This is a genomic window from Microbacterium sp. NPDC090281 (assembly GCF_044769635.1).
Taxonomy (GTDB): Bacteria; Actinomycetota; Actinomycetes; order Actinomycetales; family Microbacteriaceae; genus Microbacterium.
Window position 1 is genome coordinate 488,949 of sequence record NZ_JBIVYH010000001.1, and the last position, 25,875, is coordinate 514,823.

The 25,875-nt window shown below is 68.7% G+C and carries 30 protein-coding genes; 15 read left to right on the forward strand and 15 right to left on the reverse strand.

The genetic code is table 11. The features are described from left to right. Positions 1-45: 45 nt before the first annotated feature. A complete protein-coding gene (locus ACIQTX_RS02355) occupies positions 46-579 on the reverse strand; it encodes a putative immunity protein (RefSeq protein WP_402968380.1) in 534 nt (177 codons plus the stop codon). Between the two features lie 2 nt (positions 580-581). Further along, entirely contained in the window at positions 582-1,016 is a 435-nt protein-coding gene (locus ACIQTX_RS02360; RefSeq protein WP_402968383.1) for a DUF6194 family protein, read from the reverse strand. Between the two features lie 67 nt (positions 1,017-1,083). On the opposite strand from ACIQTX_RS02360, the gene ACIQTX_RS02365 reads away from it, so the two are divergent. Beyond that, complete coding sequence (locus ACIQTX_RS02365; protein ID WP_402968386.1) at positions 1,084-1,830, forward strand: MerR family transcriptional regulator; 747 nt, start codon at positions 1,084-1,086, stop codon at positions 1,828-1,830. Here ACIQTX_RS02365 and ACIQTX_RS02370 read toward each other — a convergent pair. Beyond that, positions 1,814-2,563, reverse strand: a complete 750-nt coding sequence (locus ACIQTX_RS02370) for a DeoR/GlpR family DNA-binding transcription regulator (RefSeq protein ID WP_402968389.1) — start codon at positions 2,561-2,563, stop codon at positions 1,814-1,816. The two genes, ACIQTX_RS02365 and ACIQTX_RS02370, sit on opposite strands and share 17 nt — an antisense overlap. A 54-nt stretch (positions 2,564-2,617) precedes the next feature. Between ACIQTX_RS02370 and ACIQTX_RS02375 the strand changes: the two genes are divergently transcribed. Beyond that, positions 2,618-2,983, forward strand: a complete 366-nt coding sequence (locus ACIQTX_RS02375; RefSeq protein WP_402968392.1) for a DUF4406 domain-containing protein — start codon at positions 2,618-2,620, stop codon at positions 2,981-2,983. Positions 2,984-2,992: 9 nt separating this feature from the next. Further along, complete coding sequence (locus ACIQTX_RS02380; protein ID WP_028501090.1) at positions 2,993-3,169, forward strand: hypothetical protein; 177 nt, start codon at positions 2,993-2,995, stop codon at positions 3,167-3,169. 16 nt (positions 3,170-3,185) lie between these two features. Here the strand turns inward: ACIQTX_RS02380 and ACIQTX_RS02385 are convergent, their stop codons facing one another. Beyond that, positions 3,186-4,568 carry an LLM class flavin-dependent oxidoreductase gene (locus tag ACIQTX_RS02385; protein WP_402968396.1) on the reverse strand — a complete coding sequence of 461 codons (1,383 nt, stop codon included), beginning with the start codon at positions 4,566-4,568 and terminating at the stop codon, positions 3,186-3,188. A 121-nt stretch (positions 4,569-4,689) separates the two neighbouring features. Here ACIQTX_RS02385 and ACIQTX_RS02390 point away from each other — a divergent pair, with 121 nt between their 5' ends. The 7 genes from ACIQTX_RS02390 (at position 4,690) to ACIQTX_RS02420 (ending at position 11,975) form a co-directional block, all read left to right on the forward strand. Then, positions 4,690-6,132, forward strand: a complete 1,443-nt coding sequence (locus tag ACIQTX_RS02390; RefSeq protein WP_402968399.1) for an adenosylhomocysteinase — start codon at positions 4,690-4,692, stop codon at positions 6,130-6,132. Further along, positions 6,129-7,424, forward strand: a complete 1,296-nt coding sequence (locus tag ACIQTX_RS02395) for an amidohydrolase family protein (protein WP_402968402.1) — start codon at positions 6,129-6,131, stop codon at positions 7,422-7,424. Before ACIQTX_RS02390 ends, ACIQTX_RS02395 begins: the two co-directional genes overlap by 4 nt. 93 nt (positions 7,425-7,517) lie before the next feature. Then, positions 7,518-7,946 (forward strand): cupin domain-containing protein, encoded by a 429-nt coding sequence (locus tag ACIQTX_RS02400; protein WP_402968405.1) that lies wholly within the window; start codon positions 7,518-7,520, stop codon positions 7,944-7,946. Between the two features lie 78 nt (positions 7,947-8,024). Continuing rightward, positions 8,025-8,876, forward strand: a complete 852-nt coding sequence (locus ACIQTX_RS02405) for an ABC transporter substrate-binding protein (protein ID WP_402968408.1) — start codon at positions 8,025-8,027, stop codon at positions 8,874-8,876. Next, positions 8,873-9,739, forward strand: coding sequence for an amino acid ABC transporter permease (locus ACIQTX_RS02410; RefSeq protein ID WP_402968411.1), 867 nt, complete (start codon positions 8,873-8,875; stop codon positions 9,737-9,739). Before ACIQTX_RS02405 ends, ACIQTX_RS02410 begins: the two co-directional genes overlap by 4 nt. After that, positions 9,736-10,473 carry an amino acid ABC transporter ATP-binding protein gene (locus ACIQTX_RS02415; protein WP_402968414.1) on the forward strand — a complete coding sequence of 246 codons (738 nt, stop codon included), beginning with the start codon at positions 9,736-9,738 and terminating at the stop codon, positions 10,471-10,473. The genes ACIQTX_RS02410 and ACIQTX_RS02415 overlap by 4 nt, the downstream gene beginning before the upstream one ends. 131 nt (positions 10,474-10,604) lie before the next feature. After that, positions 10,605-11,975 (forward strand): heparan-alpha-glucosaminide N-acetyltransferase domain-containing protein, encoded by a 1,371-nt coding sequence (locus ACIQTX_RS02420; protein WP_402968417.1) that lies wholly within the window; start codon positions 10,605-10,607, stop codon positions 11,973-11,975. 62 nt (positions 11,976-12,037) lie between these two features. Here ACIQTX_RS02420 and pnuC read toward each other — a convergent pair whose 3' ends face one another. The 3 genes from pnuC to ACIQTX_RS02435 all read right to left on the reverse strand — a co-directional run bounded on the left by pnuC (position 12,038) and on the right by ACIQTX_RS02435 (position 14,605). Continuing rightward, the gene (gene pnuC, locus ACIQTX_RS02425) at positions 12,038-12,751 is read right to left on the reverse strand and encodes a nicotinamide riboside transporter PnuC (protein WP_402968420.1); all 714 of its coding nucleotides are present in this window, start codon (positions 12,749-12,751) and stop codon (positions 12,038-12,040) included. 2 nt (positions 12,752-12,753) lie between these two features. After that, entirely contained in the window at positions 12,754-13,281 is a 528-nt protein-coding gene (locus tag ACIQTX_RS02430) for a GNAT family N-acetyltransferase (protein ID WP_402968423.1), read from the reverse strand. 115 nt (positions 13,282-13,396) lie between these two features. Next, the gene (locus ACIQTX_RS02435; protein ID WP_402968426.1) at positions 13,397-14,605 is read right to left on the reverse strand and encodes a hypothetical protein; all 1,209 of its coding nucleotides are present in this window, start codon (positions 14,603-14,605) and stop codon (positions 13,397-13,399) included. Positions 14,606-14,726: 121 nt separating this feature from the next. Here ACIQTX_RS02435 and ACIQTX_RS02440 point away from each other — a divergent pair, with 121 nt between their 5' ends. Continuing rightward, positions 14,727-14,981, forward strand: a complete 255-nt coding sequence (locus tag ACIQTX_RS02440) for an HNH endonuclease (RefSeq protein ID WP_402968429.1) — start codon at positions 14,727-14,729, stop codon at positions 14,979-14,981. Positions 14,982-15,026: 45 nt separating this feature from the next. On the opposite strand, the gene ACIQTX_RS02445 is transcribed toward ACIQTX_RS02440, so the two are convergent. Further along, positions 15,027-15,944 carry a DUF808 domain-containing protein gene (locus ACIQTX_RS02445; protein ID WP_028501077.1) on the reverse strand — a complete coding sequence of 306 codons (918 nt, stop codon included), beginning with the start codon at positions 15,942-15,944 and terminating at the stop codon, positions 15,027-15,029. Between the two features lie 157 nt (positions 15,945-16,101). On the opposite strand from ACIQTX_RS02445, the gene msrB reads away from it, so the two are divergent. Both msrB and msrA read left to right on the forward strand, forming a co-directional pair. Beyond that, the gene (gene msrB / locus ACIQTX_RS02450) at positions 16,102-16,596 is read left to right on the forward strand and encodes a peptide-methionine (R)-S-oxide reductase MsrB (RefSeq protein WP_402968433.1); all 495 of its coding nucleotides are present in this window, start codon (positions 16,102-16,104) and stop codon (positions 16,594-16,596) included. Further along, positions 16,593-17,138 carry a peptide-methionine (S)-S-oxide reductase MsrA gene (gene msrA, locus ACIQTX_RS02455; RefSeq protein WP_028501075.1) on the forward strand — a complete coding sequence of 182 codons (546 nt, stop codon included), beginning with the start codon at positions 16,593-16,595 and terminating at the stop codon, positions 17,136-17,138. Before msrB ends, msrA begins: the two co-directional genes overlap by 4 nt. Positions 17,139-17,214: 76 nt before the next feature. On the opposite strand, the gene ACIQTX_RS02460 is transcribed toward msrA, so the two are convergent. Together ACIQTX_RS02460 and ACIQTX_RS02465 are read right to left on the reverse strand one after the other, a co-directional pair. Continuing rightward, positions 17,215-18,018 carry an alpha/beta fold hydrolase gene (locus tag ACIQTX_RS02460; RefSeq protein WP_402968436.1) on the reverse strand — a complete coding sequence of 268 codons (804 nt, stop codon included), beginning with the start codon at positions 18,016-18,018 and terminating at the stop codon, positions 17,215-17,217. A gap of 31 nt (positions 18,019-18,049) precedes the next feature. Then, positions 18,050-18,415, reverse strand: a complete 366-nt coding sequence (locus tag ACIQTX_RS02465; protein WP_402968439.1) for a DoxX family protein — start codon at positions 18,413-18,415, stop codon at positions 18,050-18,052. 56 nt (positions 18,416-18,471) lie between these two features. On the opposite strand from ACIQTX_RS02465, the gene ACIQTX_RS02470 reads away from it, so the two are divergent. Next, entirely contained in the window at positions 18,472-18,960 is a 489-nt protein-coding gene (locus ACIQTX_RS02470; RefSeq protein WP_402968442.1) for a winged helix-turn-helix transcriptional regulator, read from the forward strand. Here ACIQTX_RS02470 and ACIQTX_RS02475 read toward each other — a convergent pair. Then, on the reverse strand, positions 18,944-20,245 hold the full coding sequence (locus tag ACIQTX_RS02475) for an MFS transporter (protein ID WP_402968445.1): 1,302 nt from the start codon (positions 20,243-20,245) through the stop codon (positions 18,944-18,946). The genes ACIQTX_RS02470 and ACIQTX_RS02475 overlap by 17 nt on opposite strands. A gap of 80 nt (positions 20,246-20,325) precedes the next feature. Beyond that, on the reverse strand, positions 20,326-22,347 hold the full coding sequence (locus ACIQTX_RS02480) for a glycoside hydrolase family 3 protein (protein WP_402968448.1): 2,022 nt from the start codon (positions 22,345-22,347) through the stop codon (positions 20,326-20,328). 122 nt (positions 22,348-22,469) lie between these two features. Between ACIQTX_RS02480 and ACIQTX_RS02485 the strand changes: the two genes are divergently transcribed. Continuing rightward, the gene (locus ACIQTX_RS02485; RefSeq protein WP_219844672.1) at positions 22,470-23,129 is read left to right on the forward strand and encodes a TetR/AcrR family transcriptional regulator; all 660 of its coding nucleotides are present in this window, start codon (positions 22,470-22,472) and stop codon (positions 23,127-23,129) included. 23 nt (positions 23,130-23,152) lie between these two features. Here the strand turns inward: ACIQTX_RS02485 and ACIQTX_RS02490 are convergent, their stop codons facing one another. The 3 genes from ACIQTX_RS02490 to ACIQTX_RS02500 form a co-directional block, all read right to left on the reverse strand. Next, positions 23,153-23,749 (reverse strand): hypothetical protein, encoded by a 597-nt coding sequence (locus ACIQTX_RS02490; RefSeq protein WP_402968451.1) that lies wholly within the window; start codon positions 23,747-23,749, stop codon positions 23,153-23,155. Positions 23,750-23,831: 82 nt separating this feature from the next. Beyond that, entirely contained in the window at positions 23,832-25,283 is a 1,452-nt protein-coding gene (locus tag ACIQTX_RS02495; protein ID WP_402968454.1) for a catalase, read from the reverse strand. Positions 25,284-25,349: 66 nt separating this feature from the next. After that, positions 25,350-25,772 carry a Fur family transcriptional regulator gene (locus tag ACIQTX_RS02500; protein ID WP_028501068.1) on the reverse strand — a complete coding sequence of 141 codons (423 nt, stop codon included), beginning with the start codon at positions 25,770-25,772 and terminating at the stop codon, positions 25,350-25,352. Positions 25,773-25,875: the final 103 nt, after the last annotated feature.

Here is a 25,875-nt window from a genome sequence, read left to right on the forward strand (position 1 = left end):
AATCCGGGCTGAAGCGGTCGCCTCACCCCCTCCGATTCGAAGGAGTCAGTCGGCGAGGGCCGCCTGGATCTCACGGATCACTTCGCCGAGGGTGCCGGAGGCGAGGAGCCCGGGGCCGAGGGGGCCGGCGGAGTCGGTGCCGAGGGGTGGCAGGCGCCGTAACGTGACCGCGGCGGCGGGCGAGAGAGCGGCGAGCTGCCAGCGCACCTCGATCGCACGGGCATCCGGGGTGTCAGGATGCGCCAGCCCCGCGGCCTTCGCGGCGTAGGCGGCTGCTCCGAGTGCGTGCGCGCTCATGTGTGCGACTCCTGCGGCCTGGGCTGCCGACCGGGCCGCGGCGACCCCGGCGGGCGAGGTGGCGCTGTGGGCAGCCCGGCCGGCGACGAAGCGGCGACGGATCTCGTCCGCGGACGTGAGCTCACCGCGCGCGAACGCCCGCGCCCTGGCGATGGCGTCCCGAGCCCGAGCATCGTCGGGCGCCTCGGCCTCGAACAAGGGCAGCACCCGCTCCGCGCAGTCGGCCGCCCACACCGCGACGGTGCGGCGGTCGGCGTCGGTCATGCCCTGTGGGGTCGTCATGCTCACCGCGCTCGGCGTTCGAGGCGTGCTCGTGCGGTCTCGTGCGCCTCGCGAAGAAGAGTGAGCACCGCAGCCGCCGTCCGCTCCGCAGGGTCGATCACGCACACCCAGCCGGAGGCGCCGTAGAGCGGATGCCGGCGGAACACGTCGGCCGCGGTCGGGTCGGCGTCAGCATCCACGATCGACTCCGTCTGTTCGCGCCCGACGTGGATGTTCACCCGGAAGCGCCCTGGAGTATCCAAAGCGGACGAGGTGTCGTCGGGGTAGTCCTTCGTGATGATCGTCCCGTACGGCTGGGTGCGCTCCGGCATCCGCCCATCGGGTGCGTAGTAGAGGTAGGTGTCTCCCCACGACAGCTCCGGAAAGTCGCTGCCAGCTTCGGGTTCGACGACGAGGACGCCGTCGAACCCGCGGACCGTGTCGATGATCTTCTGCATTTCCATCCTTCAATGGTGAAGCGGAAGTGCTTATGTGGACTTGAGCGCGGAAAAGACAGGGGAGAAGATGCAGAACCCTCAAGTCACGACATTCACGACCATGCAGCTCGGACGGCTCGTCGGATACTCGACGCAGCAGGTGCGCGACCTCGAGAGGCTCGGCGTCATCCCCGCAGCGGAGCGTGGCGTGAACGGCTATCGCCGATATCGGATGCCGCACGCCACGGCGCTGCGGGCTTATCGCGCGATGGCGGCCGCGCTCGGACCGGTACCTGCGCGCCGGTTGATGCCCGTATTGATCGGCGGCTCGGTCGAGGGTGCCGCCGAACGGATCGACGATCTGCATGCGGAGCTCGCCCACGAGCGCTCCCGAGTGCGCGAGGCGCTGAGGGGGCTCGACGTCGCGGTGGCGGAAGCTGGCGACGTGTTCGCCGACGACGACGCGATGACCATCGGCGAACTCGCCCAGGCTCTCGGCGTGCGCTCCTCGGCACTGCGCCACTGGGAGCGCGAGGGGCTCGTGCATCCGCTTCGTGGCACCGCATCGACCCGCTCCTACGGCTCCGTCGCGATCACCGAGGCGCGAGTCGTGGCAGCCCTTCGCTCCGGCGGTTACGGCATCCCCGCCATCTCGCGGATCCTCGACGAAGTGCGCACGCATGGTCGGACGGGAGAGGTGCAGCGCATCCTCACTGCGCGCCTGGGCGACCTCACCCGTCGCAGCGTCGCTCTGCTCGGGGCGGCGGGGCACGTGCACGACCTGCTCGCCGATCGCTTCGCGGAGGAGGGGCTTTCCGTCACGCCCGACCGCTGACCTGCCCCGTGACCTCGCCGATCAGCGGATTCTCGTCGAGCGGGTCGGTGATGATCGCGGTGACGGCGTCGAACGGCAGCACGGGGTAGCGCGAGGCGGCCCCGATCTTCTCTTCGCTGGCGAGCACGATGGTCTCGGCGCATCGCGAGGCGATCGCCCGTTTCGTGACCGCATCGTCGAGCTCGCCGGTGGTGAGGCCGTGCACGGGGTCGACGCCCGTCACGCCGACGAAGAACATATCGGCCGCGAGGTGCTGGATCGCCTCCATCGCGAGTCCGCCCCCGGCCACCAGAGAGTGTCGGGTGAGCTCGCCGCCGATCATGATCACGCGGGCATCGGAGTGCTCGGCCACGGCGAGGGCGACGGCGGGACTCGGGGTGATCACCGTGATGTCGGCGCCTGAGGGCAGGAGGCGAGCCATAGCGACGGTGGTGGTACCGGCGTCGAGCACGATCGTCGACCCGGGGCGGATGCTCGCGACGGCCTGTCGTGCGATCCGCTCCTTGCTCTCGGTCGCCAGGTCGTGCCGCTCCTGCACCGGGCGGTCGGCCGCGGGGACCGGGAGGGCGCCGCCGTACACACGCAGGAGCTTCCCCTCTTCGGCGAGCTCTCTGAGGTCGCGCCGGATCGCATCTTCCGACACCCCGAGCTCGTCGGCGACGGCTTTGGCCACGACCCGTCCGTCACGGTCGAGAAGGTCGAGCAGGTGGTCTTTGCGCTGAGCGGCGAGCATGTGTTTCCTCACGAAGTTGCACGATTGTGCATGATTCAGACTACAGTCATCCCCATGACAAAACCACTCCTGATCCTGATCGCCGGCCCCTACCGCTCCGGCACCGGCGGCGACCCGGCCCTCATCGCCCAGAACTTGGCCCGTCTCGAAGAGGCATCCGGTCCGATCTTCCGCCTCGGTCATGTGCCGATGATCGGAGAATGGGTCGCGCTTCCGGTTCTGCGAACCGTCGATCCGGAGGCCGCGGCGGAGGGTGACGTCATGTACGAGACGGCTCGCCGGCTGCTGCAGCACTGCGACGCCGTCTTGCGTCTGCCGGGGGAGTCCTCCGGTGCCGACAAGGACGTCGAGATCGCCCAGCAGCTCGGGCTCCCGGTCTACCGGACGCTCGACGAGGTGCCCACAGCCTCGACTCCGTAGGCTGGAGGCATGACCAAGAACATCTGGACCATCCTCGGCGTCATCCTCGCCGTCGTGATCGCGTGGTGGATCGTGACCGCGCTGTTCTCGGTGCTCGCCTTCTTCTTCAAGCTCATGATCGTCGCGGTCGTCGCCGTGGTCGTCTATCTGGTGATCCGGGGCCTCTTCAGCCGCAGCGACGACTGACGCCTGACTACTCGACTCACGCCTTGGCGAACGCCCCGACCCGGTACTTCGCGGCGCGGTGCGTGTCCTGCACGCGGTCGCCACGGCCGTGGAGCTTGTTGCGCAGCGTTCCGGGCGCGTACTCCTCGGGGTAGACGCCGCGCTCGCGGAGCACCGGGATCACGTGCTCGATGATGTCCTGCCAGGTGCCGGGGGTGACCGCATAGGCGAGGTTGAAGCCGTCGATGTCGGTCTCCTCCACCCAGGACTGCAGCTCGTCGGCGATCTCGACGCCCGATCCGACGATCGTGGGGCCGAGGCCGCCGATCGCATTGTGGCGGCCGAAGTCACCGACGGTCCACTCGCGGCCGAGGTCTGCCTCCTCTTTGAGGTGCTGCAGCACCGATTGGATCGCGTTCGATTCGACGTTCCCGACCGGCTCGTCCTCGGCATACTGCGACAGGTCGACGCCCATCCATCCCGACATGAACGTGAGCGCGCCCTCGGGACTCGCATAAGAGAGGTACTCGGCGTGCTTCGCTGTCGCCTCTTCGCTGGTCGCCGCGGTGATCACGGTGAGCAGCGTGTAGATGCGAGCGTCGTAGCGGTCACGACCGGCCGCTTCGAGAGCGTCGCGGATGCGCTTGACGGTGCCGGCGAGCACCTCCTTCGAGGGGGCGGCGACGAAGATCGCCTCAGCGTTCTCGGCCGCGAACTTCACGCCGCGCGGGCTCGCGCCGGCCTGGTAGATCACCGGGGTGCGCTGCGGCGAAGGCTCGGAGATGTGGATGCCGGGCACGCTGAAGTGCTTGCCCTCATGCCCGATCGGGTGCACCTTGGCCGGGTCGGTGAAGATGCCGCGCTCGCGGTCTTCGACCACGGCGTCGTCTTCCCACGAACCCTCCCAGAGCTTGTAGAGCACCTCGACGTACTCGTCCGCATGGTCGTAGCGGTCGTCGTGCGCGAGCTGGTCCTCCTGGCCCATGTTGCGCGCGGCACTGGGCAGGTAACCGGTCACGACGTTCCAGCCGACACGGCCCTGCGTGAGGTGGTCGAGTGTGCTGAGGCGACGGGCGAACGGGTACGGGTGTTCGAACGCGGTACCGGCCGTGATGCCGAAGCCCAGGTTCTCGGTCACGGCGGCCATCGCGCTAACCAGCAGGATCGGGTCGTTCACGGGCACCTGCGCGCCGTTGCGGATCGCGGCCTCGTTCGTGCCGCCGTAGACGTCGTAGGTGCCGAGCACGTCGGCGATGAAGATGCCGTCGAAGGTCGCGCTCTCCAGCAGCTTCGCCAGATCCGTCCAGTACCCGATGGTGTTGTACTGGCGCGAGCGATCGTCGGGGTGCCGCCACAGGCCGGACGACTGGTGGGCGACGCAGTTCATGTCGAAGGCGTTGAAGCGGATCTGACGGGTCATGCCCCCATGAAAGGCGAACGGGGCGCACGGATCCAGGGCCGCCGAAATGCGCGGACACATTCCGGGTGCGGTACCCCGCGATCTGGCATGCGGCCGCCCCCGCTGGCTCTACCCTTGACTGGTGACCGACGAGACCGCGACAGCCCAGCGTCTGGTGCGCCGCTTCGCCCGCGAGACCAACCTGCTCGTGTCGGGTCGAGACTTCTCGGTGGTCGGGACGGATGCCGTGGCCGATGCGCTGCGTCAGCTGCTTCCCGCTCTCGGCGCTCATCTCGGCGATGCGGGTGTCGTGTTCGCGCCGGGGGAGACGCCCGAGATCCTGCTCGACGGACACGCGCTCCCGGTGCGCGAGACCGCGGAAGACCGCGTCGACGCCGCAGGCCGGCACATGCCCGTCGCGACAGACCGCGCCCGACGGCTGCGCGAGGCCGGAACGGTGCGCGGAGTGCGGATCGGCATCGCGATGGTGCTCGAGCCGAAGACCGCCCAGCTCGCCCTGCTGCTGCGGGACGCGGGCGCCACGGTCGCCGTCTACGCCCACCCCGATGAGATCGACGTCGAGGTCGCCGAGGTACTGCGGTCCCGGGGCATCCCCGTCGATGGCGACCCCTCGCTCTCCGGTGCCGCCGAGCGCGCCGCCGCTGTGTCTTTCCTTCGCCGTGGCTTCGACCTGCTGCTCGACGACGGCTCGCACCTGATCCGCCTCGCCCATGAAGAGGGTCTCGCCGCCGGGCTGCGCGGTGCGGCGGAGGAAACCACGAGCGGGCTCACGCCCCTGCGGCTGATGGAGCGCGAGAGCGTGCTCGGGATTCCGGTGATCGCGGTGAACGACGCCCTGACCAAGACCTCGTTCGACAACCGCTACGGCACCGGCCAGTCGTGCGTGTTCGCGATCGCCGATGCTCTGGATGCCGCGGGCATCGACATCCGTGACCACCCCGCGGTCGTGGTCGGCTACGGCCCGGTCGGTGAGGGCGTCGCCGCGCACCTGCGCGCACTCGGCGTGCAGGTGGCGGTCACCGAGACCGATCCCGTCCGCGCGCTGCGGGCCGCGCACGACGGCTACCGCATCGGGCGGCTGCACGATCTCGCTCCCGGAGCGCTCGTCGTCTCGGCCACCGGTGCGCCGCACACGGTCGACGCCGAGGTCCTGCGCGCAGCGGCGATCGTCGCGGTCGCGGGTGGTGTTCCGCACGAGATCGACCTGGATGTGTCGACGCTGCGACCGTACTCGGGACCGCGCGGGGAAGCCTCGCCGTACGTCGAGCGTGCGGGTGACGGCGCGCTCGTGATCGCCCGCGGCGGCTGCGTGAACCTCTCCGCCGGTGAGGGCAACCCGATCGAGATCATGGACCTGTCGTTCTCGGTGCAGCTCTACGCGGTCGAGTACCTGCTCTCGCACGACCTGTCCGCCGGAGTGCATCCGCTTCCTGCCGAGGCCGACACGACGATCGGCACCGCAGCCCTCGCGCTGCGGGGCGACCACATCGACGAGCGCAGCCAGGCCCAGGTCGAGGCGCAACGCGAGTGGCGCTCGCCGCGATTCCGGGGAGCATCCGCATGACCGCCGTGACCGTCTACTCCGCAGGCCTCGTGGTGCCGATCACGGCGCCGCCGATCGTCGATGGCGCGGTGGCCGTCCGCGACGGACGCATCATGCACGTCGGCGAACGCGAATGGGTGCTGCGGTCGCTCTCGGAACGAGGGATCGAGGCGGAAGAGGTGCACTGGCACGGCGTGCTCACCCCCGGACTCGTGAACGCGCACACCCACCTGCAGTACACCGGTATGGCCTCGGTCGGCCGCGGACAGTACGACGGCTTCGACGACTGGGTGCGCGCTTTCGACCCGGTCTACGAGGGCGGACGCGACTGGGCGGCGGATGCGGCCGACGGTGCCGCACAGGCGCTGCGCTCCGGCACGACGGCTGTCGCCGACGTAGTGACCGACCGCGCGGCCGTGACCGCCCTGCACGACGCCCGACTGCACGGAATCACCTACTGGGAGGTGATGAGCTGGACCAACGCCGACTGGGCTCGCACCGGACGCGCGCAGGTCGAGCAGGCACTCGATGCGCTGCCGACCCCGCCGGGAACCGGCCTGTCGCCGCACGCCCCCTACTCGCTCGACATCGAGCCGCTCCTGGAGATCCCCGACATCGTGCGCGAGCGGGGCGGGCGCATCCACATCCACCTCGGCGAGGCCGCTTTCGAGAGCGAGTTCGCGCACGAGCATCCGCAGGCCTGGCACACCGCGGGTCTCGCCAGCTTCCAGGAACTGCGCAAGGCCGGGTTCGGCACCAGCGCCACCGAGTTCGTCGACCAGCTCGGCGTGCTCGGCCCCGACTGCCACATCGCACATGGCGTGTACATGAGCGCCAGGGATCGCGCGATCCTGCGGGAGCGCCGCACCACGGTGGCGCTCTGCCCCAGATCGAACGCCGTCATCGGACTCGAGGAGCCGCCCATCGCCGCGTACCTGCGCGAGGGCAGCCCGATCGCCGTCGGCACCGACTCGCTGTCATCCAGCCCCTCGCTCGACGTGCTGGCCGACGTGGCGGAGCTCGCCCGCATCGCGCGCTCGCAGGGCTACACCGACCGCGACCTGCATGCACGCCTGCTCGGTGCCGCGACGCTCGGTGGCGCGCACGCCATGGGGATCGACGTCGGCCCTGAGCGCACCGGCTACCTCGCGGTCGGGGCCCTTGCCGACCTCACGTTCTTCGACGTCTCCGCAGGCCCCGATGCCGTCCCCGAACTCGTCGAGCACGGCGCTGGTCGCACTGCCGCCACGGTCGTGTCCGGCGAGGTCCGCTTCGCGATCGACTCCTTCGACCGTGCCGCGGTCGCCCCGTGAACGTTCCGGTCGCACTTCCTGCCGTCCACGGCACCGGAAGCCGACAGGAAGTGCGACCGGAATGACCCCCGTACCCGAACCCGGAGGTGTCGCATGACACAGCGCCCGACGACCGCCGAGCGGCTCGACCTCGCCCCGCATCCCGAGGGCGGCTGGTTCCGCCGCACCTGGACGAGCCCCCTGCCCGTCGAGACGCCGAACGGTCCGAGGCCGGCGGCCACCTGCATCCACTACCTCCTGCTGCCGTCGGAGAAGAGCGAATGGCACGTCGTGACCAGCGACGAGCTGTGGCTGTGGCACGGACCGGGGCGGCTCGAGCTCAGCCTCGGCGGAGACGGTGCGGAACCGGGTGAAGCGACCACCGTGGTGCTCGGCGCCGGTGAGGCCGCGCAGGTGCTCGTGCCCGCCGGCGTCTGGCAGGCGGCGCGGCCGCTCGACGCCGACGAGGTGCTGGTGTCGTGCTTCGTGTCCCCAGGTTTCGACTTCGCCGATTGGCGACTCGCCGAATCGCCTACTCTGTAGAGGCAGACCCGTCTCTGCAGAAGCAGACCCGTCCTGCCTCGCCGTCTTCTCCATACCCTTCCTCGCTCTGGAGTCACCGTGCCCTTCGCTCCCTCTCTCCGCCGCGCAGCCGCCGTCGCAGCCGCTGCCGCAGCCATCGCCATCACCCTCTCCGCGTGCAGCTCGCCGTCCGCCGACTCCGGCAGCGGAGACGGCTCGGGCCTTCCGACCGTGACCGAGGGCAAGCTCACGATCGCCACGGGTGAGCCCAACTACGAGCCGTGGTTCGTCGACGACGACCCCTCCAACGGCGAGGGCTTCGAGGGCGCGGTCGCGAACGCCGTCGCCGAGCAGCTCGGCTACAAGGCCGACGACATCGTCTGGGTGCGCACCACCTTCGACGGCGCCATCGCACCGGGCCCGAAGGACTGGGACATCAACCTGCAGCAGTTCTCCATCACGGATGACCGCAAGAAGGCCGTCGACTTCTCGTCGCCGTACTACACGACCACGCAGGCCGTCGTCGCGGTCGGCGATTCGCCCGCGGCATCGGCGACCACCATCGATGAGCTCAAGGCCACCAAGGTCGGCGTCGCCAGCGGCACCACCAGCTACACGGTCGCCAAGGCCCAGCTCGGCGAGGCCAACCTCAACGTCTTCAACTCGGTCGACGACGTCGTGCTCGCGCTCAAGGGTGGCCAGATCGACGCCATGATCACCGACCTCCCCGGTGCGTTCTACGTCGTCGGTTCGCAGCTCGACGACGGCGTGGTCACCGGACAGTTCGCCGACGCGAACGGCGGAGACGACTTCGGCATCGTGCTGCCCAAGGGCTCTGCCCTCACGGCCGACGTCACCAAGGCTGTCGACACCCTTCGCGACAACGGCACGCTCGACGAACTGCAGCAGAAGTGGCTCAGCGACGCGGTCGACGTCCCCGTCCTGAAATGACCTCACAGTCCGTCGACGCGGAGTGGCAGCCGAGCGAGCTCGAGCTGTCGCGCCGCGTTCTGCGGCGTCGGGCCACCACGCGATCGGTCCTGATCGCGCTCGGCAGCAGCGTCGCCCTCGCGGTCGTGCTGATCGTCGTCGTGGTCAACACCCCCGGCTGGGCGATCGTCAGCCAGACGTTCTTCGACCCGCAGGTCGCGCTCGAGAGCATCGGGCCGATCTTCCAGGGGCTGCTCGTCAACCTCCTGGTGCTCGCCATCGCCGTGGTCTGCGTCGCGATCCTCGGCACGCTCCTGGCCACCATGCGCTCGCTGCGCGGACCGGTGTTCTTCCCGCTGCGCGCGCTCGCTGCGGCGTACACCGACTTCTTCCGCGGCATCCCGCTGCTGATCGTGCTCTACCTCGTCGGCTTCGGCATCCCGGCGCTGATGATCTTCCCGCGCATGCCTCCGATGTTCTGGGGCACGATCGCGCTGGTCCTCACCTACTCCGCGTACGTGGCCGAGGTGCTCCGCGCCGGCATGGAGGCGGTGCATCCGTCGCAGCGCATCGCGGCGCGCTCGCTCGGACTCACCCACGGTCAGGCCCTCCGGATCGTCGTGATCCCGCAGGGCGTGCGCAAGGTCGTCCCCGCCCTCATGAACGACTTCGTGTCGATGCAGAAAGACGTCGGGCTGATCTCCGTCCTCGGTGCGATCGATGCGGTCCGCGCCGCTCAGCTGATGGTCGCCGAGACCTACAACTTCACGCCCTACGTCGTCGCAGGGCTGATGTTCATCATCCTCAGCTGGCCGATGATCCGGCTGACCGACGTCGTCACCGCGCGTCTGAACAAACGCGAGCAGGCCGGAGGAGTCGTATGAGCGTCCCCGTGATCGAGGCCAGGGGAGTGCGCAAGCGCTTCGGCGACCACGACGTGCTGCGCGGCATCGACCTCTCGGTCGGCACGCACGAGGTGGTCGTGCTCATCGGTGCATCCGGCTCCGGCAAGTCGACGCTCCTCAAGACGATGAACCTCATCGAGGGGATCGACGACGGCCAGATCTTCTTGTCCGGCGAGGACATCACCGACCCGCGGGTGGACGCCGATGCCGTGCGCGCCCGGATCGGGGTCGTGTTCCAGCATTTCAACCTGTTCCCGCATCTCACCGTGCTCGACAACGTCACGCTCGCGGCGGTTCGCGTGCACGGCATGCGAAAGACGGAGGCCCGCGCCAAGGCGCGAGAGCTCCTCGAGACGCTCGGGCTCGGCGCCAAGGCCTCCGAGTACCCCGACCGGCTCTCGGGGGGACAGCAGCAGCGCGTGGCGATCGTGCGTGCGGTGCTCACGCAGCCCGAGGTGCTGCTGCTCGACGAGATCACCAGCGCGCTCGACCCGCAGCTGGTCGGCGAGGTTCTCGACCTCGTGCGGGAGCTGAAGCACCAGGGCGCGACGATCGTGATGGCCACGCACGAGATGTCGTTCGCGCGCGAGGTCGCCGACCGCATCGTGTTCCTCGAGCATGGTGTCGTGGTCGAGCAGGGGCCGCCGTCACAGGTGTTCGATGCCCCGCAGCAGGCCGCGACCGCGGATTTCCTGGCGCGCGTGCAGCACTGACTCGCGCCGGAGACCGCGCGCCGCCGACACTCATCCGCTCGACGGATCGAAGCGGTACTGAGGGTGGATGCGCGCCCTCGGAGGCGCGTGCTGAGCTTGAGGTCTCCGCCGATTCCTCGAGAGGTCCTCACGTGAGTACGCCCCACATCATCCCGTCTTCCGCCGCGCCGCCGGCCGACCCCTCCGCGGCAGGTTCCGGCGACCGCCCGCGCCGCGACGAAGGCGCCCGCACGGGCAGGCGCCGCATCGTCGGCGTGGACGTAGCCCGCGGACTCGCACTGGTCGGCATGTTCGGTGCGCACCTGATGGTCGCGAGCGGTCCCGAGCTCACCCTGTCCGACCCGTCGACGTGGCTGGACATCGTCAACGGGCGCTCCTCCATCCTGTTCGCCCTGCTGGCCGGGGTCTCGCTCGCGCTGATGACGGGCGGCGCCCGCAACGCGACGCCGGACGAACTCCGCAAGATCCGGTTGCGCCTGGTCGGCCGCGGGGCGGCGATCTTCGTGATCGGGCTCGTGGTCGAACTGCTGGGCTCGGGGATCGCCGTGATCCTCACGCTCTACGGCGTGCTTTACATCCTCGCGGCGTTCACGGTGCACCTGCGCACCAGGGTGCTGGTGATCGCGGGGGCGGCGCTCGGCATCCTCGGTCCTCCCCTGCTCGCCCTGATCGGCACACTCTCGCCGGATCTGGGCGGCCCTGGCCTGTCGCTCGTGCTGTTCGGCACCTACCCGATCACGGTTTGGGCTGCGCTGCTCTGCGCGGGTCTCGTGATCGGACGCCTCGACCTGACCCGGGTGAAGACGGCGGTCGTCATGCTCGTCTGCGGAGGGCTGATCGCGATCGGCGGTTACGCACTGGGCGCGCTGCTCGCGCCGCCGCAGCACTTCGCGACGTCGAGCTCCGCTTCCGGCTCGAGTTCGGGTTCAAGTCCGAGCTCGATGAGCATGATCCCGGGTGACGAGGTCGACGTCTCCGGGCTGACGTGCCAGCAGAGCGACGGGATCGTCGCCTGCTTCCCGCCGGAGAAGGCCTCACTGTTCACGGGCGACGGCGGCGTCGTCGAAGAGGGGCAGTCGTACTTCGATCGTGTGGCCTCGCAGGACCCGCCCGCGAAGATGCTCGAAGCGGTCATCAGTGCCTCGGCCCATTCCGGCGGCGTGCTGGAGGTCCTGGCATCCGGCGGATTCGCGGTGGCCGTCCTCGGGCTGTGCCTGCTGGTGACCCGCTATGCGCGGTGGGTCGTTCTCCCGCTGGCCGCCTACGGTGCGGTTCCGCTCACCGGCTACGTCGTCCAGGCGATCCTCATCCTGGCGGGTGCGGCGACCTGGCTCCCGAACCCGGTGCTGCCGTGGATCGCGCTGTCGCTGCTCATGATGGCCGGCGCGCTCATCTGGACGCGCACGGTCGGCAAGGGTCCGCTCGAACGACTCACCGCACGGGCGGCCGACGCCATGGCGCTGACCTCGAAGGCGGCCATCACGGGGAAGCGCCGGGGCTGAGAACGGCCTCGTGTCGAGGAGGGGCGACATAGAGGCGGAGGGGGATGCCGGGGGAGGGAAGCTCAGGCGAGCTCTTCCTCCTCCGGCCGTCGGGGGCTCGGGTCGGGCGGCAAGATCTCGATCGGATGTGCGGCGGTGCGCTGTGCCCGCCACCAGATCACGAAGCCGATCGCGGTGAAGGCGCCGTAGAAGACGTACATGAAGCCGGTGGCGTAGTAGCCCGAGCTGAACAGCAGCGGCACCCCGACCACGTCGACGGCGATCCAGATCAGCCAGAACTCGGTCCAGCCCTTGGCCATGCCGTAGGTGGCGAGCAGGGATCCGACGAACGTCCAGGCGTCGGCCCACACCGGCTCCCACGATCCCAGCAGACGGAACAGCGGAGTCAGGGCGACCGTGCCGACGATCATCACCAGCACCATGCCGATTCGGGCGCTCGTCGGCGCCCAGCGGGGGACCACCCGTCCGCCGTCGAGATTGCGCCAGCGGATCCAGCCGTAGATCGCCACGGCGATGAACATGATCTGCCGACCGGCTTGCCCGAGCAGGTGCGGCAGTGACGGGTCGGGGCTGAGGGCGGAGCCCAGGAAGACCGTGAGCAGCAGCAGGTTGCCGATGATGCCGACCGGCCACGCCCAGATCTTCCGGCGCATGCCGCCGAGCGCGCTGGCGAGGCCGAACGCGTTGCCCACGACCTCACGCACGAGGAGGGTCTGCCCGCCCGGCAGAATCCACTGCGAGTTGAAGGCGTCGACGAACCACTGCAGCAGGTCCATCGTCAGGTCCCCGCGTCGGGTGTGGTGCGGTCGTCGAGCACGAGCTGGAGCATGCTCAGATCGAGCCAGCGCCCGAACTTGGCTCCGACCTGCGGCATGCGACCGACCTCGACGAACCCCAGGCGCTCGTGCAGAGCGATGGAGGCGGCGTTCTCACTCTCGATCCCGGCGATCATCACATGCATCCCCGCGGCGCCGGCGCGTTCGACGAGCGCGGCCATCAGACTGGTGCCGATGCCTCGACCGTGCTGGCCGCCGAGGACGTAGACGGAATGCTCGACCGTGAGCCGGTACCCGCTGTGCGGCCGCCACTGGGCGTATGACGCGTAGCCCAGCACGCCCGAGTCGTCGACCGCGACGATGACCGGATAGCCGCGGGCGGTGCGATCGGCGAGCCAGGCGGCACGATCGGCGAGATCGACGGCCTCTTCGTTCCAGATCGCGGTGGTGTGCACCACGGCATGGTTGTGGATCGCGGTGATCGTGTCGAGATCGGCTGTCTCGGCATCCCTGATTCGCACGGCTGTCATCGGCGGACGGTCTCTCTTCTTCTGCGCTTCGGGTGCGCATCCTTCGTCGGCGCTCGGGTGCGCATCGCCGACGCTAGCAGGATGCCGGGCCCCTTGGAGTGCTGCAACCGAACAGTTACGAGGGGCGGTGTGCGGGCGTCGCGCTCACGACTTCGCGCACGAGGATCGCGCGTCGCATGTCGGCCATGATCGGGTCGAAGAACCGCTCCCGGTAGCGGGCTTCGCTGACGGCCGAGAACACGAACGGGAGGGCTGCGATCACCGAGAGCAGTGTCGCCGCCTTGAGCAGGTTGACGGTGAGCGGCAGCTTCAGTCCGAAGAACTCCAGAGGCTGGACAGCGAGCGGCTGCGTGGCGCTGCCGGGGCCGAGCCAGATGCCGACGACACCCGTCGGGACGGTGATCCCGCCGATCACGATCAGCAGCGCCGCGAGGAGCCCGGCGAAGAACAGCGCCTGCACCAGCTGCGCGATGGTCATGGCGAGCAGGATGTTGATGCGCTGCGGCGCGCGCAGTCGTCCTGGAGGGCCAGGTGCTGGGGTGCGTCCTTCGGCGGGCGTGTCGATGAGCAGCGCGGCTCGCTGCTCCGCGGTCGGCGCGTGCGCGTGGTCATCGATCTCGGAGGCGCTGACCCGCAGCACGACGATGCCGGCGAGCGCTGCCACGACGAGACCGAGCAGGGCGATCGATCCCCAGGACAGCGCGGATGCCATCTGCCAGACCTCGGCCGAGAAGAAGGAGAACACGACGAGCATCAGGATCACCGGCAGGGCGATCGACGCCATGTGGCCGATCGCGGAGGCGTTGCGCACCGCGAGGCGCGAAGCCCAGGAGATCATCGCACCGCCGCCCATCCCGGTCGCCAGGATGCAGAGGACGAGCACGAGGATCGTGCTGAAGACGGGGCCGACGGTCGCATCCGGCTGAGTGCTGTAGCCGTACACGATCGTGAACGCGATGCAGCAGGCGATCAGGATGAGCGCGATCGTGGTGCCGATGCCCACGGGCAGGCGCCGCAGCAGGGTGCGCACGAGGAAGTAGGCGGCCCAGGCGAGGCCGACCGCGAGCACGAAGATGACGACGGCGAAGGGGACCAGCAGGATCTCCCACGCGGCAGAGTCGTCGTCGAGAGCGAGTTCGAAGACGACTTCGAGCCCGTCCTGGAAGAGGTATGCAGACACCGCCACCCAGGCGATCAGCGGTGCGACGCGGCGGGGGAGATCGGTGAACCAGCGTCGCAACGGCACGAAGGTCGGGAGGCCCTGCTCGCGGAACCAGCGATCGGCATCGCGCTTCGCGCTCCGGAGCTTGGGGGAGGCAGACATGGCGATGAGACTACGGCAACGACGATGACTGAGGTATCCACGCCCCTCCAATATATCGAAGATATGTTCTAAACTGGAGGCTCAGCGACTCGCGCTCGTGGAGCGTGACGGTGGCTGCGTCATGTGCGGGCTGCCTCCGCAGATGACCCGGGCGCATCACCTCCGCTGGTGGCAGCGGGATGCCGGGTCGACCGACCTCGACAACGGCGTGCTGCTCTGCGAGAGCTGTCATCACCGCATCCACGACAACGGCTGGGAGATCAGAATCGAGGGGTGCGGCTTCGCCGCACGCGTGTGGCTCATCCCTCCGCCGACCGTCGATCCGCAACGTCGACCACGACTCGGGGGCAGGGCCCGCTACGACATCGCGGCGTGAGCGCGCGTTCGCGCGTGTGGGTGGGTGGGTGTGCGTAGGACCGGCTCAGACGTGCACGTCGGCGGGGGATTCCTCGCCCTCGTGGAAGCTGGGCGTCTTGCCGAACAGGCGGGCGATGCCCAGCACGATCCCGACGACGACAAGCCCGAGTGCGAGCCCGGCGATCGCCGACACGATCGTCTCGACCACCCAGACCACGAAGCCGCCGAGCGGTTCCAGAGCACCCTCGATCGCGTGCAGCATGTCGGTGGTGAAGTGCAGCCCCACCTCGCCGAGGTTCACCAGCACGAGGTGGCCGCCGACCCAGAGCATCGCGACCGTACCGAGGATGCTGATGAAGCGGAACACCGCGGGCATCGACCGCACGATCCTGGTGCCGGTGTGACGCACGCGCTGCACCGGGTTCTTCGCCATCTTCAGGCCGATGTCGTCGATCTTCACGAGCAGCGCGACGGCGCCGTAGACGACACCCGTCATCAGGAGCGCGATCACCGCGAGGATCGCCAGCGTCGCCCAGATGTCGAGCCCCTTCTCGAGGCTCGCCAGCGAGATGAGCATGATCTCGGTCGAGAGGATGAGGTCGGTGCGCACCGCGCCCAGCACGAGCTTCTTCTCATCGCGCGCACCTTCGTCGGCATGGCCGTGCTGCACGCCGAACCACTCCAGCACCTTCTCCGCACCCTCGAAGCACAGGTACGCGCCGCCGAGGATGAGCAGATACGGCAGCACCCACGGCGCGAATGCGGTCAGCAGCAGCGCTGCCGGGATGATGATCAGGAACTTGTTCGCCAGCGACCCGAGGGCGATCTTGCCGACGACCGGCAGCTCCCTGGCCGGCGTGAGGCCCTGCACGTACTGCGGGGTGACCGCGGCATCGTCGATCACGACGCCGGCCGCTTTCGCCGAGGCCTTCATCGCGGCGCTCAGGATGTCGTCGACGACGGCGAGCAGTCCTACGGACATGGGCGGTTCCCCTCGAAACGTGTGCAGTGCGGAGGCAACTCTATCGAGTCCGCCGAAACTCACAGCCCGCTCCCAGCCCTGCGGGACCAAATCGGCGGCACCCACGGTTCTCCTTCTATGACGCCGCAGCCAGCGACGTCGGACAAGGAGTCAGATCATGTCGAACGACTACGGCAAGACCCCCGAGGCTGTCAGCGGCCTCACCCACCTGCAGTACGAGGTGACCCAGCAGGACGCGACCGAGCCGCCGTTCCGCAACGCGTACTGGAACAACCACGACGACGGCATCTACGTCGACGTCGTCTCGGGCGAGCCCCTGTTCTCCTCGACCGACAAGTTCGAGAGCGGCACCGGGTGGCCGAGCTTCACCAAGCCCATCGACCCGGATGCTGTGACCACGCGCACCGACCGCAAGCTGTGGATGGCGCGCACGGAGGCGCGCTCGGCCGGCGCCGACAGCCATCTCGGTCACGTGTTCGACGACGGACCACGCGCCGAGGGAGGTCTGCGCTACTGCATGAACTCCGCGGCCCTCCGCTTCATCCCGGCTGGCAGTCTGGAAGAAGAGGGGTACGGTCGCTACAGCGCCCTCTTCGCACACCCCACCACCGACACCCCCGCAACTTCCGACACCGCTGAGGAGCAGTCATGACCGACACCGGAACCATCACCCGCACCCCTGGGACCGAGACCGCTGTGCTCGCCGGCGGCTGTTTCTGGGGCATGGAAGACCTGATCCGTCGCCAGCCCGGCGTGCTCGACACCCGCGTCGGCTACACCGGCGGGTCGAACGACCACGCGACCTACCGCAACCACCCCGGCCATGCCGAGGCAGTGGAGATCGTGTTCGACCCGACCGAGACGACCTACCGCGACATCCTCGCGTTCTTCTTCCAGATCCACGACCCGTCGACTCTTGACCGTCAGGGCAACGACGTCGGTTCGAGCTATCGCTCGGCGATCTTCCCGCTCACGCCCGAGCAGGAGACGGTTGCCCGCGACACGATCGCCGACGTCGACGCCTCCGGCCTCTGGCCCGCGAAGGCCGTCACGACGATCGAGCCGGAGGGGCCGTTCTGGCAGGCCGAGGAAGAGCACCAGGACTACCTGATCAAGTACCCCAACGGCTACACCTGCCACTTCCCGCGTGCGGGATGGGTGCTGCCCAAGCGCGACGAAGCCGCCGTCGTCTGACGCGGTTCCCTGAGCATGGCCCGGTCGCTTCTCGACCGGGCCATGCTTCTCGACCGGGCCATGCCTCTCGCTCGGGTTACGCCTCGGACAGGAACGCCAGTGCTGCTTCCTTGAAGTCGCGAGAGCCCGGGGCGTTGAAGTGGTTCCGGTTCGGGATCTCGAAGAACCGGCCATCGGGGGCGGCTGACGCCAGCGCCCGCGATCCCTCGATGATCGCGTCCTTCGACCCGGTGGCGAAGAGGATCGGGCGGGTCGGCGCATCAGCGGGATCCGGGTCGATCGTGCCCGACGACCGCATGCCCTCGGCGAGCGCGACGAGCGCCTGCAGATCGTTGCCCGGTACGCGCTCGGTCAGCGCGATGTAGTTCTGCGTCGTGCGATCCGCGACCGGAGTGCCGTCGGCGATGTACGCCCGCACCTGGTCGAGGTCGAGTCTGGCGAGCGGGATGCCGTCAGGCACGCCACCGAGCACGGCGCGGCCGATGCGATGGGGCAGATCGCGCACGACCTCCCAGCCCACGCGGGCGCCGAGCGAGTATCCGACGTAGAACGCGTCGTCGACGAGGTAGGTGTCCATGACCGACTCGACATCGGTCACGAGCGTGCGGATGCGGTAGCCGTCGGGGTCATGCGGCTTCTCGCTGAGCCCGTGGCCACGCTGGTCGAGCGCCAGCACCCGGTAGCCGGCGCGGGTGAGTTCGCGCACCCACCCGGTGAGGACCCAGTTGTCGCGGGCATTCGAGGCGAAGCCGTGCACGATCACCACGACCGGGGCGTCGAGCTCGCCCCAGGTGTATGTCGCCAGACGGGTGCCGTCTGCGACGTACACCTGCTGAGGCTCGGGCATGCTGGTCAGGTCTGAGAGAGGGACGGCCACCATCCCATCTTGGCCCCCTTCGCAGGCGGGAGGCTCAGAGCACGACGAGGAAGCCGAGCACTGCGCTCGCGACGCCCAGGACGGCGAGCACGAGCGCCGGCGTGGCGGATTCCTTGCGGCGCACGTGCACGACGACCGCACCGATCATGATGACCGCGATCCCGGTGCCGGCGATGGCGGCGAGGATCGGGGCGATGCCGGTGGCCAGAGGCAGGATGAGCCCGAACGCGCCGACGACCTCGAGAGCGGCGATGGCCTTGATCGTCCCTGCCGAGAAGTCCTCCGTCCACGCCATGCCGCGTTCGGCGAGCGTCGCCTTCGGCGTGACCAGCTTCATGAAGCCGCCGCCGAGCATGGCGAGGGCGAGCAGGCCGTTGACGATCCAGAGTGCGATGAGCATTCAAGGTTCCATTCTGTGTCTTTGTTACGATCAGTAACTAAGAATGGGGGATGCGGATGACGACTGCAAAAGGCACACCGATGTCACTGGCGCACATCGAGGAGACCGCGCTCGCCGGCTTCCCCGGATATGAGAGCTCCTGCTCGATCGATGAAGACGCCGGGCGGGCCATCCGCGAGGTGCTCGACCGCGTCGGCGACAAGTGGTCGTTGCTGGTCATCGCGACCCTCCGAGAGGATCGGCTGCGCTTCAGCGAGCTGCTCCGGCACATCCCCGGTATCTCGCAGCGGATGCTGACGCTCACCCTCCGTCAGCTGGAGCGTGACGGGCTGATCAGCCGCACCGCCTATGCCGAGGTTCCACCGCGCGTGGAGTACGAGCTGACCGAGCGCGGCGAGACACTCATCCCGATCGCGAAGACCATCGGCGACTGGGCGCTCGCGAATCATCCGGCCATCGAGGAGTCCCGCACACAGTACGACGCGACGCGCGGAGCCGCAGCTGCCGCACGTCGCGTCGTGGGTGGTGTCAGCGCGTCGACTTGATCGGCCACACGGCGAAGGCGCCGAGCACCGACAAGACGATGCCGACGGGGAAGAGGCCGGCGAACCCGAAGGCGAGAACGATCGCGCCCGCCACGCCCGGAGCAAGCGTCTGGGGCAGGGTGGCCGCGATGTTCACGACGCCGAGGTCTTTCGCGAACGACTGGGCAGACGGGAGCACCTCGCTCATCAGAGCCGTGTCGACGGCCTGGAACATGCCGAACCCGAGCCCGGCGATGAACGACATGATCATCCACGACTCGATCGTCGGCGAGATCCACGGCAGCAGCAGCGCGAGGCCGGTGACGACCGAAGAGGCGAAGACGAAGGGCTTGCGGCGTCTGAGCCGGTCGGAGAGGGGCCCCGAGATGATCGTGGAGATGAGGATGCCGGCGAGGCTGATCACACCGACCAGCGGGATGACCGTCTCCGGCTTCTCGATGTGCAGGTAGTCGGTCATGATGTACAGCTGGTAGCCGGTCACGGAGAAGTAGCCCGTGAACAGCAGCAGACGACCGAGGAAAGCCCAGAAGAAGTCGGGGTGCTTGATCGGGCTGACCCAGAACGTGCGCAGGAAAACCCCGAGGTCGAACGGCTCGGGCGTGATGCGCTCGCTCGAGTAGTCCGGGTTGAACACGAGGAACAGCGTGATGACGATCAGAGCGAAGATCGCGAAGACCACATACCCCGCGGCGATGCTGTTGAAGAACATCGAGCCGACGATCTGACCGCCGAGTGAGCCGACCATGAGGCCGATCCCGGAGAGCGCGGCGAAGGTTCCGCGGCGCTTGAGGGGCACCCGGTCGGGCATCACGGCGGACAGCGGACCCTGCGCGAAGTTGTAGGCGATCTGCACGAGGGTCCACGCGATCGCGATGCCGATCAGCGAGTCGGCGAAGGCGAGGCCGACGAGGGCGAGGCCGCCCGCGAGGACGCCGACGATCATCCACGGTGCTCGCCGGCCGAAGCGCGAGCGCGTCCGGTCGGAGATCTGCCCGGCGATCGGCTGCGCGATCATCGCCGCGAAGGCGCCGATCGTCGCGATGATGGCGAGGTTGGCGACCTTGTTCTCCTCGCCGAGCGCGACCGTGACCTGCTGTGGGAGGAGGATGCCGGGGACGGCTCCCCAGATCAGGAAGATGCCGAGGTTGGCGGGGATGATCCAGCCGAGCAGGCGCCGGATCCCCTTGATGGGCGGGGGCGGATCGTCGTTGCCGGCGGCGGTGCGGATGAACGTCGTCTCCGTGATCGGGACGGTGCTCTCGGGGGTTGCGGGTGTTCCAGACATCGTCGTCGTGGTCCTCTCGGTCGAGCAGAAGGGGTCGAGCAGAAGTGGGTCGAGCAGAAGGGGGGTGGGGCAGAGGGGGGTCAGGCGGGAAGCGCCACCAGGCGGGAGCGCAGCGCGTCGATGGTCTCGGCCGGCAGGGTGGCGCCGGCGAAGCCGAGGACGGTGTCGAGCGGCATGTTCTGTGCCGCGGCGAGCATGGGGTTGCCGGGCAGCTCCGGCATGATCTCGGTGATGATCGCGAGCGCCTCCGCATCGGCGAGCACCTGGGCGACCGTCGCGCTGCCAAGGTCGAAGCGTCCACCTGGCGCTGCGACATCCGTCACCTCGACCGTCGTGGAGGCCGGGTCGGGGCGAACGGCGGGGCTCCAGCCGTCATAGCGGAGCCCGTGCCCGAAGGCGAAGGAGGGGTCTACCGTGTCGGACGGCACGTCGGGACGGCTCGCCGCGACGGCCTCCATCGACGACGGCACTTCGAACGGCAGCGCTCCCTGCGGCTCGGCTGCACCGAACAGCACGTTCACGAGTGCCGTGTCGGAGGCGCCGTAGTTCGCGATGATCGTCGAGGCGACATCGAGGAGAGGGGCGAGGATCGCCGGACGGTCGAGGTAGACGTCGAGGATGAGAGGCACGCGGGAGGCCAGCTCGCGCAGGTGAGCCAGCTCGTCGTCGTGGAACTCGAGCGAGCCGGCGCGGAAGAACGACTCGATGTCGGCACCGTTGCCGCGCGGCTCCCACGGGGCGTTCGTGCGCACGATCGCGACGTCGGCGCGGTCGGGATCGGTGACCACGTCGGCCCAACCGGCGAGCTCGGCGGGCGCCAGGCCTTCGACGTATACGCTCGGGCGTCCGCTCAACGGCAGCCGGGCAGCACCGCCGCCGTTCGTGAGCAGTGTGAGCGAGCGGGACTGGGCCTCGAGCCCGGCCGCGCGGGCATCTTCCATCCCGACGATCGCGTCCGCCGCATCGGCATCCACGAAGCGCGCGTCGTCGAACAGGCCGAGGCGGAACTTCTCGCGCAGCAGTCGGCGCACCGAGGTGTCGAGGCGTGACTCGGGAACCGCTCCCGACCGCACGAGACCGATCAGCGCCTTCGGGTTGAACTCCCCGCCGAACTGATCGACACCGGCGTCGAGGGATTTGATCATCCGCTCCTCGTAGGTGAGCGACTCGACGCCCCAGAAGGTGCGGGAGAGGATGCCCCAGTCGGTGCACACGATGCCGTCGAAGCCCAGCTCGTCGCGCAGGAGACCCTGGATGATCTGCTTGTTGAACCCGAAGCCGACCTCTTCGTACTCGGTGCCGATCGGCATGCCGTAGTAGGGCATGATCTGCGACACGCCCGCGGCCAGCAGTTCGCGGAACGGCTGCAGGTGCAGGTCGAACTGCCCGCCCGGGTACACCTGCTCACGGCCGTAGGAGAAGTGCGGGTCTTCGCCGTCGAGCTGTGGGCCGCCGCCGGGGAAGTGCTTGGCCATCGCCGAGACCGACCGGTCGCCGAGCTCCTCACCCTGCAGTCCGAGTGTGTAGGCGACACCCAGGCGCCCGGTCACTTCGGCGCTCTGGCCGAACGTGCCGGAGGCTCGTGCCCAGCGCGGCTCGGTCGCGAGGTCGATCTGGGGGTGCAGGGCGGTGCGGATGCCGACGGCCAGGTATTCGCGGCGCACCACCTCGGCGAAGCGGCGGGTGAGTGCGGGGTCGTCGAGGGCGCCGAAGCCCAGGAACTCCGGCCACTGCGAGAAGGGGCCGGCGATAAGGGCGGCGGCCGGGTTGTTCGAGAACGAGTGGCGCGGATCGCTCGACAGCGAGAACGGGATGCCGAGCCCGTGCTGGCGCGCCTCGTCCTGAACCGCGTTGTGCCAGGCGGCGATCTCCCGTGCGGACGGCGCCTGCAGGATGTTCACGTGCGTGATGCCGCGGTCGATGATGGTGCGCATCGACGGGGAGCCGAACAAGCCGGGGGCGTCGAGGTCGTCGCCGAGGGTCGCCATCGGCTGGAACATCTGCCCGGCCTTGTCTTCGAGTGTCATCCGGGAGAGGAGGTCGTCGACACGCTGATCGACGGGCAGGGTGCGGTCCTGGTACGGGTGCGCGGTCTCGCTCACGGGAACTCCTTCGTTCGGGTACGACGGCCTCGATCGGGCGGCGGAGCGATTCCGACACCGGCGTCGGGTTAAATATCTACACTTGTGTCGGTTTTGTCAAGAGCGGTGCTACGGTTTCCCCCATGGCCGATGCGACGATGCTCCGAGGGCGCGGATACGCGAACGGTCGTGCCCGCCGCGAGGAGATCATCCGCGTCGCCTCCCACCATTTCGCCGAACGCGGCTTCCTCTCGGCGACCATCCTCGAGATCGCTGCCGTGTGCGGAATTTCGCGCGCAGGGCTCCTGCACCACTTCGCCGACAAAGAGGCCTTGCTCGAAGCCGTGCTCGAAGCGCGGGACATCGAGGATCGCGAACGCTTCCGCCCGTACGCCCGAGGTTTCGGCGGCATGGGAGTGCTGCGCGGCATGGTCGACCTCGCCGACCACAACCGGCTCGTGCCGGGCCTGATCGAGCTGTTCGTGCGGCTGTCTTCCGAGGCTTCGGCCGCCGATCACCCCGCACACGAGTACTTCCGGCGCCGCTACGAACGGATTCGTGCCGGCACGGGCCGTGCGATCGCGCTCGCCGTCGAGGCCGGGCAGCTGCACTCGGGTCTCGAACCGGATGATGCCGCGTTGCGTCTCACGGCGACGATGGACGGCCTGCAGACCCAATGGCTGTTCGACCGTTCGATAGACATGGCCGACGCCCTCCGCGCGATGCTGCGGGAATGGATGACTCCCGAGGGTGAGGCGGCGTTCGAGGCGATCATCCCCGAGGCGGAGCCGGTCGGCGCCTGAACAGGGGCCGCGGCCGGGCTATCTCACTCGGCCTCTGCGGCTCCCGCGGTCACCGAGGCCAACACGGCCCCATCGAGCAGGGCGTGCTCCGGCAGAGCGAGCCGGAGGGCAGCGAGGATGCGTTCGGCCGAAGGGCCGCTGAAGACGTAGACGGGGCCGTCCGCTCCCGAGTAGGTCTCGTCGTGCCAGCCGATGGTGCCGGAGCCCAGTGCCTCTTGGAGGGCTGTGGTCAGGTCGACTTCTTCCGCAGCTGAGGCATCGTCGATGCGCGTGCGCAGCAGTACGAACTCGCTCGACCCCACGGGGTGCTTCACGCCGTCGAGGGTGACCCAGGATCCTCGCGCGATGCCGTTGTCGTCGAGCACGCCGATGAGGGCGGCAAGGACCCGGTCGATGTCGGCGGTCGTGACCTCGAGTTCGATGTCGCACGAAACCGGCTCGCCGTCCGGGGAAAGTCCGGTGCCGCCGCCGATGATCCGCGCAGTCGCATCGAGCTGCGGCAGCAGAGTCCCGACGATCCCGTCTTCCTGGGCATGTCGGGTGATCGGGGAGACGGGTTGTGCGAAGTGGATGATCACGCGGTGAAGCGCAGGCTTCGGCTTCCGGGAGAACAGTGCCATGCCGCAACGCTAGCAGCGGCGATGCGGCCTCCTGGAGACGAGATGTCGTCCAGGAGGCCGCAGGGTCAGGCGGTCGTGCGGATCAGACCCGGTCGCGCAGCGCGGCCCCGAGACCTGCGTCCACGTTCGTCCAGTACTGGAAGAACCGCTCGCGGATGGCGTCGACGGTGATGGAGCGTCCCTGACCGGTGAGGGTCTCCAGGAACCGTGCCCGCTGCTCGTCGTCGAACACCTCGCGGTAGAGCGTGCCGGGCTGGCCGAAGTCGTCATCTTCGGCGTGCAGCGTGGCGGCAGAACGCACGAGCTCGCCGTCGGCCTCCCAGTTCGCTTCGATCCCCTTCGCCGGGTCGGCCTCAGGGCCGCCGGCTGCGCCGAAGGAGTTCGGCTGGTAGGTGCGGTGCGCTGCGTCGTTGTGCTGGTACCGCATCGCGCCCTCGTGCTGGTAGTTGCGAGCTTCGGCGGCGTGCGGCTGGTTCACCGGCAGCTGGTTGTAGTTCGCGCCGATGCGGTGGCGCTGCGCGTCGGGGTAGGCGAAGATCCGGCCCATCAGCATCTTGTCCGGCGAGATGCCGGTGCCGGGCACCTGGTTCCCCGGCGAGAAGCCGGCCTGCTCGATCTCGGCGAAGAAGTTCTCCGGATTCCGGTTCAGGGTCAGCGTGCCGACCTTGATGCGCGGGTAGTCCTTGAGCGAGATGGTCTTCGTCAGATCGAACGGGTTGAAGCGATAGGTCTTCGCCTCGTCGTAGGGCATGATCTGCACGTAGAGGTCCCACGAGGGGTGCTCGCCGCGTGCGATCGCGTCGAACAGGTCGCGCCGGTAGTGGTCGGCGTCGGATCCGGCGAGCTGCTGCGCCTCGTCGGGGCTCATCGCCTCGACGCCCTGGTGCGAAACGAAGTGGTAGCGCACCCAGAAGAGCTCGCCCGCCGCATTCACCCAGGAGTAGGTGTGCGAGCCGTAGCCGTTCATGTGCCGCCAGCTCAGCGGGAGGCCGCGGTCTCCCATGAGGTAGGTCACCTGGTGCGCGGTCTCCGGCGACAGCGTCCAGAAGTCCCACTGCATGTCGGGGTCGCGCAGGCCAGAGTCGCCCAGACGCTTCTGCGAGTGGATGAAGTCCGGGAACTTGATCGCGTCGCGCAGGAAGAAGGTGGGCGTGTTGTTGCCGACGATGTCGAAGTTGCCCTCTTCCGAGTACATGCGAAGCGAGAATCCGCGCACGTCGCGCCAGGTGTCGGGAGAGCCCTGCTCTCCGGCGACGGAGGAGAAGCGGATGAGCGTCTCGCTCGTCGCGCCCGGCTGGAAGACGGCCGCCCGGGTGTATGCCGACACGTCTTCCGTGACGACGAACTCGCCGAAAGCGCCGCCGCCCTTGGCGTGCGGGTTTCGCTCCGGCACGCGCTCCCGGTTGAAGGCGGCGATCTTCTCGACCAGGTAGTGGTCGTGGAGGACCGTGGGGCCGTCGGCGCCGACGGTGAGCGAGTGGGTGTCACTCGCGATCGGGGCTCCGGCCTGTGTGGTGGTGGCAGGTTTCGTCATGGTGTTCTCCTTCTCCGCGCAGGCGCAACGAATACCCCCATCCGGGGACGGACGTTCGGCGGACTGCTACTGCGCGGCGTTTTGGCAACTGGGGCACAGGCCCCAGAAGGTGACTTCGGCTGTCTGGACGGTGAATCCCCCCGTCGATGACGGGGTGAGACACGGAGCTTCACCCACGACGCAGTCCACATCGCCGACGGCACCGCAGGAGGTGCAGACGACGTGGTGGTGGTTGTCGTGGATGCGCCGCTCGTAGAGCGCCGCGGAGCCTGCCGGTTCGATCCGGCGGATGAGATCCGCCGTCGTCAGGTCCGCGAGGATGTTGTGCACCGACTGGATCGACGTGGTCGGGAGCACTTCCGATACGGCGCGGTAGATCCGTTCCGCATCTGTATGGGCCATGGAATCCAGCGCCTCGAGTACGGCGACGCGGCCCGCGGTCGCCCGAAGCCCGGCGTTGCGAAGCGCCGAGTCGAGTTCTGTCTCCATGAACGAGAGCCTACGCCTTTATTTGAGTAACTCAAAAGAAAGAATACCGGCATGCGATCCGGCCGTTGTCGGCGGACCCAGGTTTTCCGTGGTCTGGGGCGAA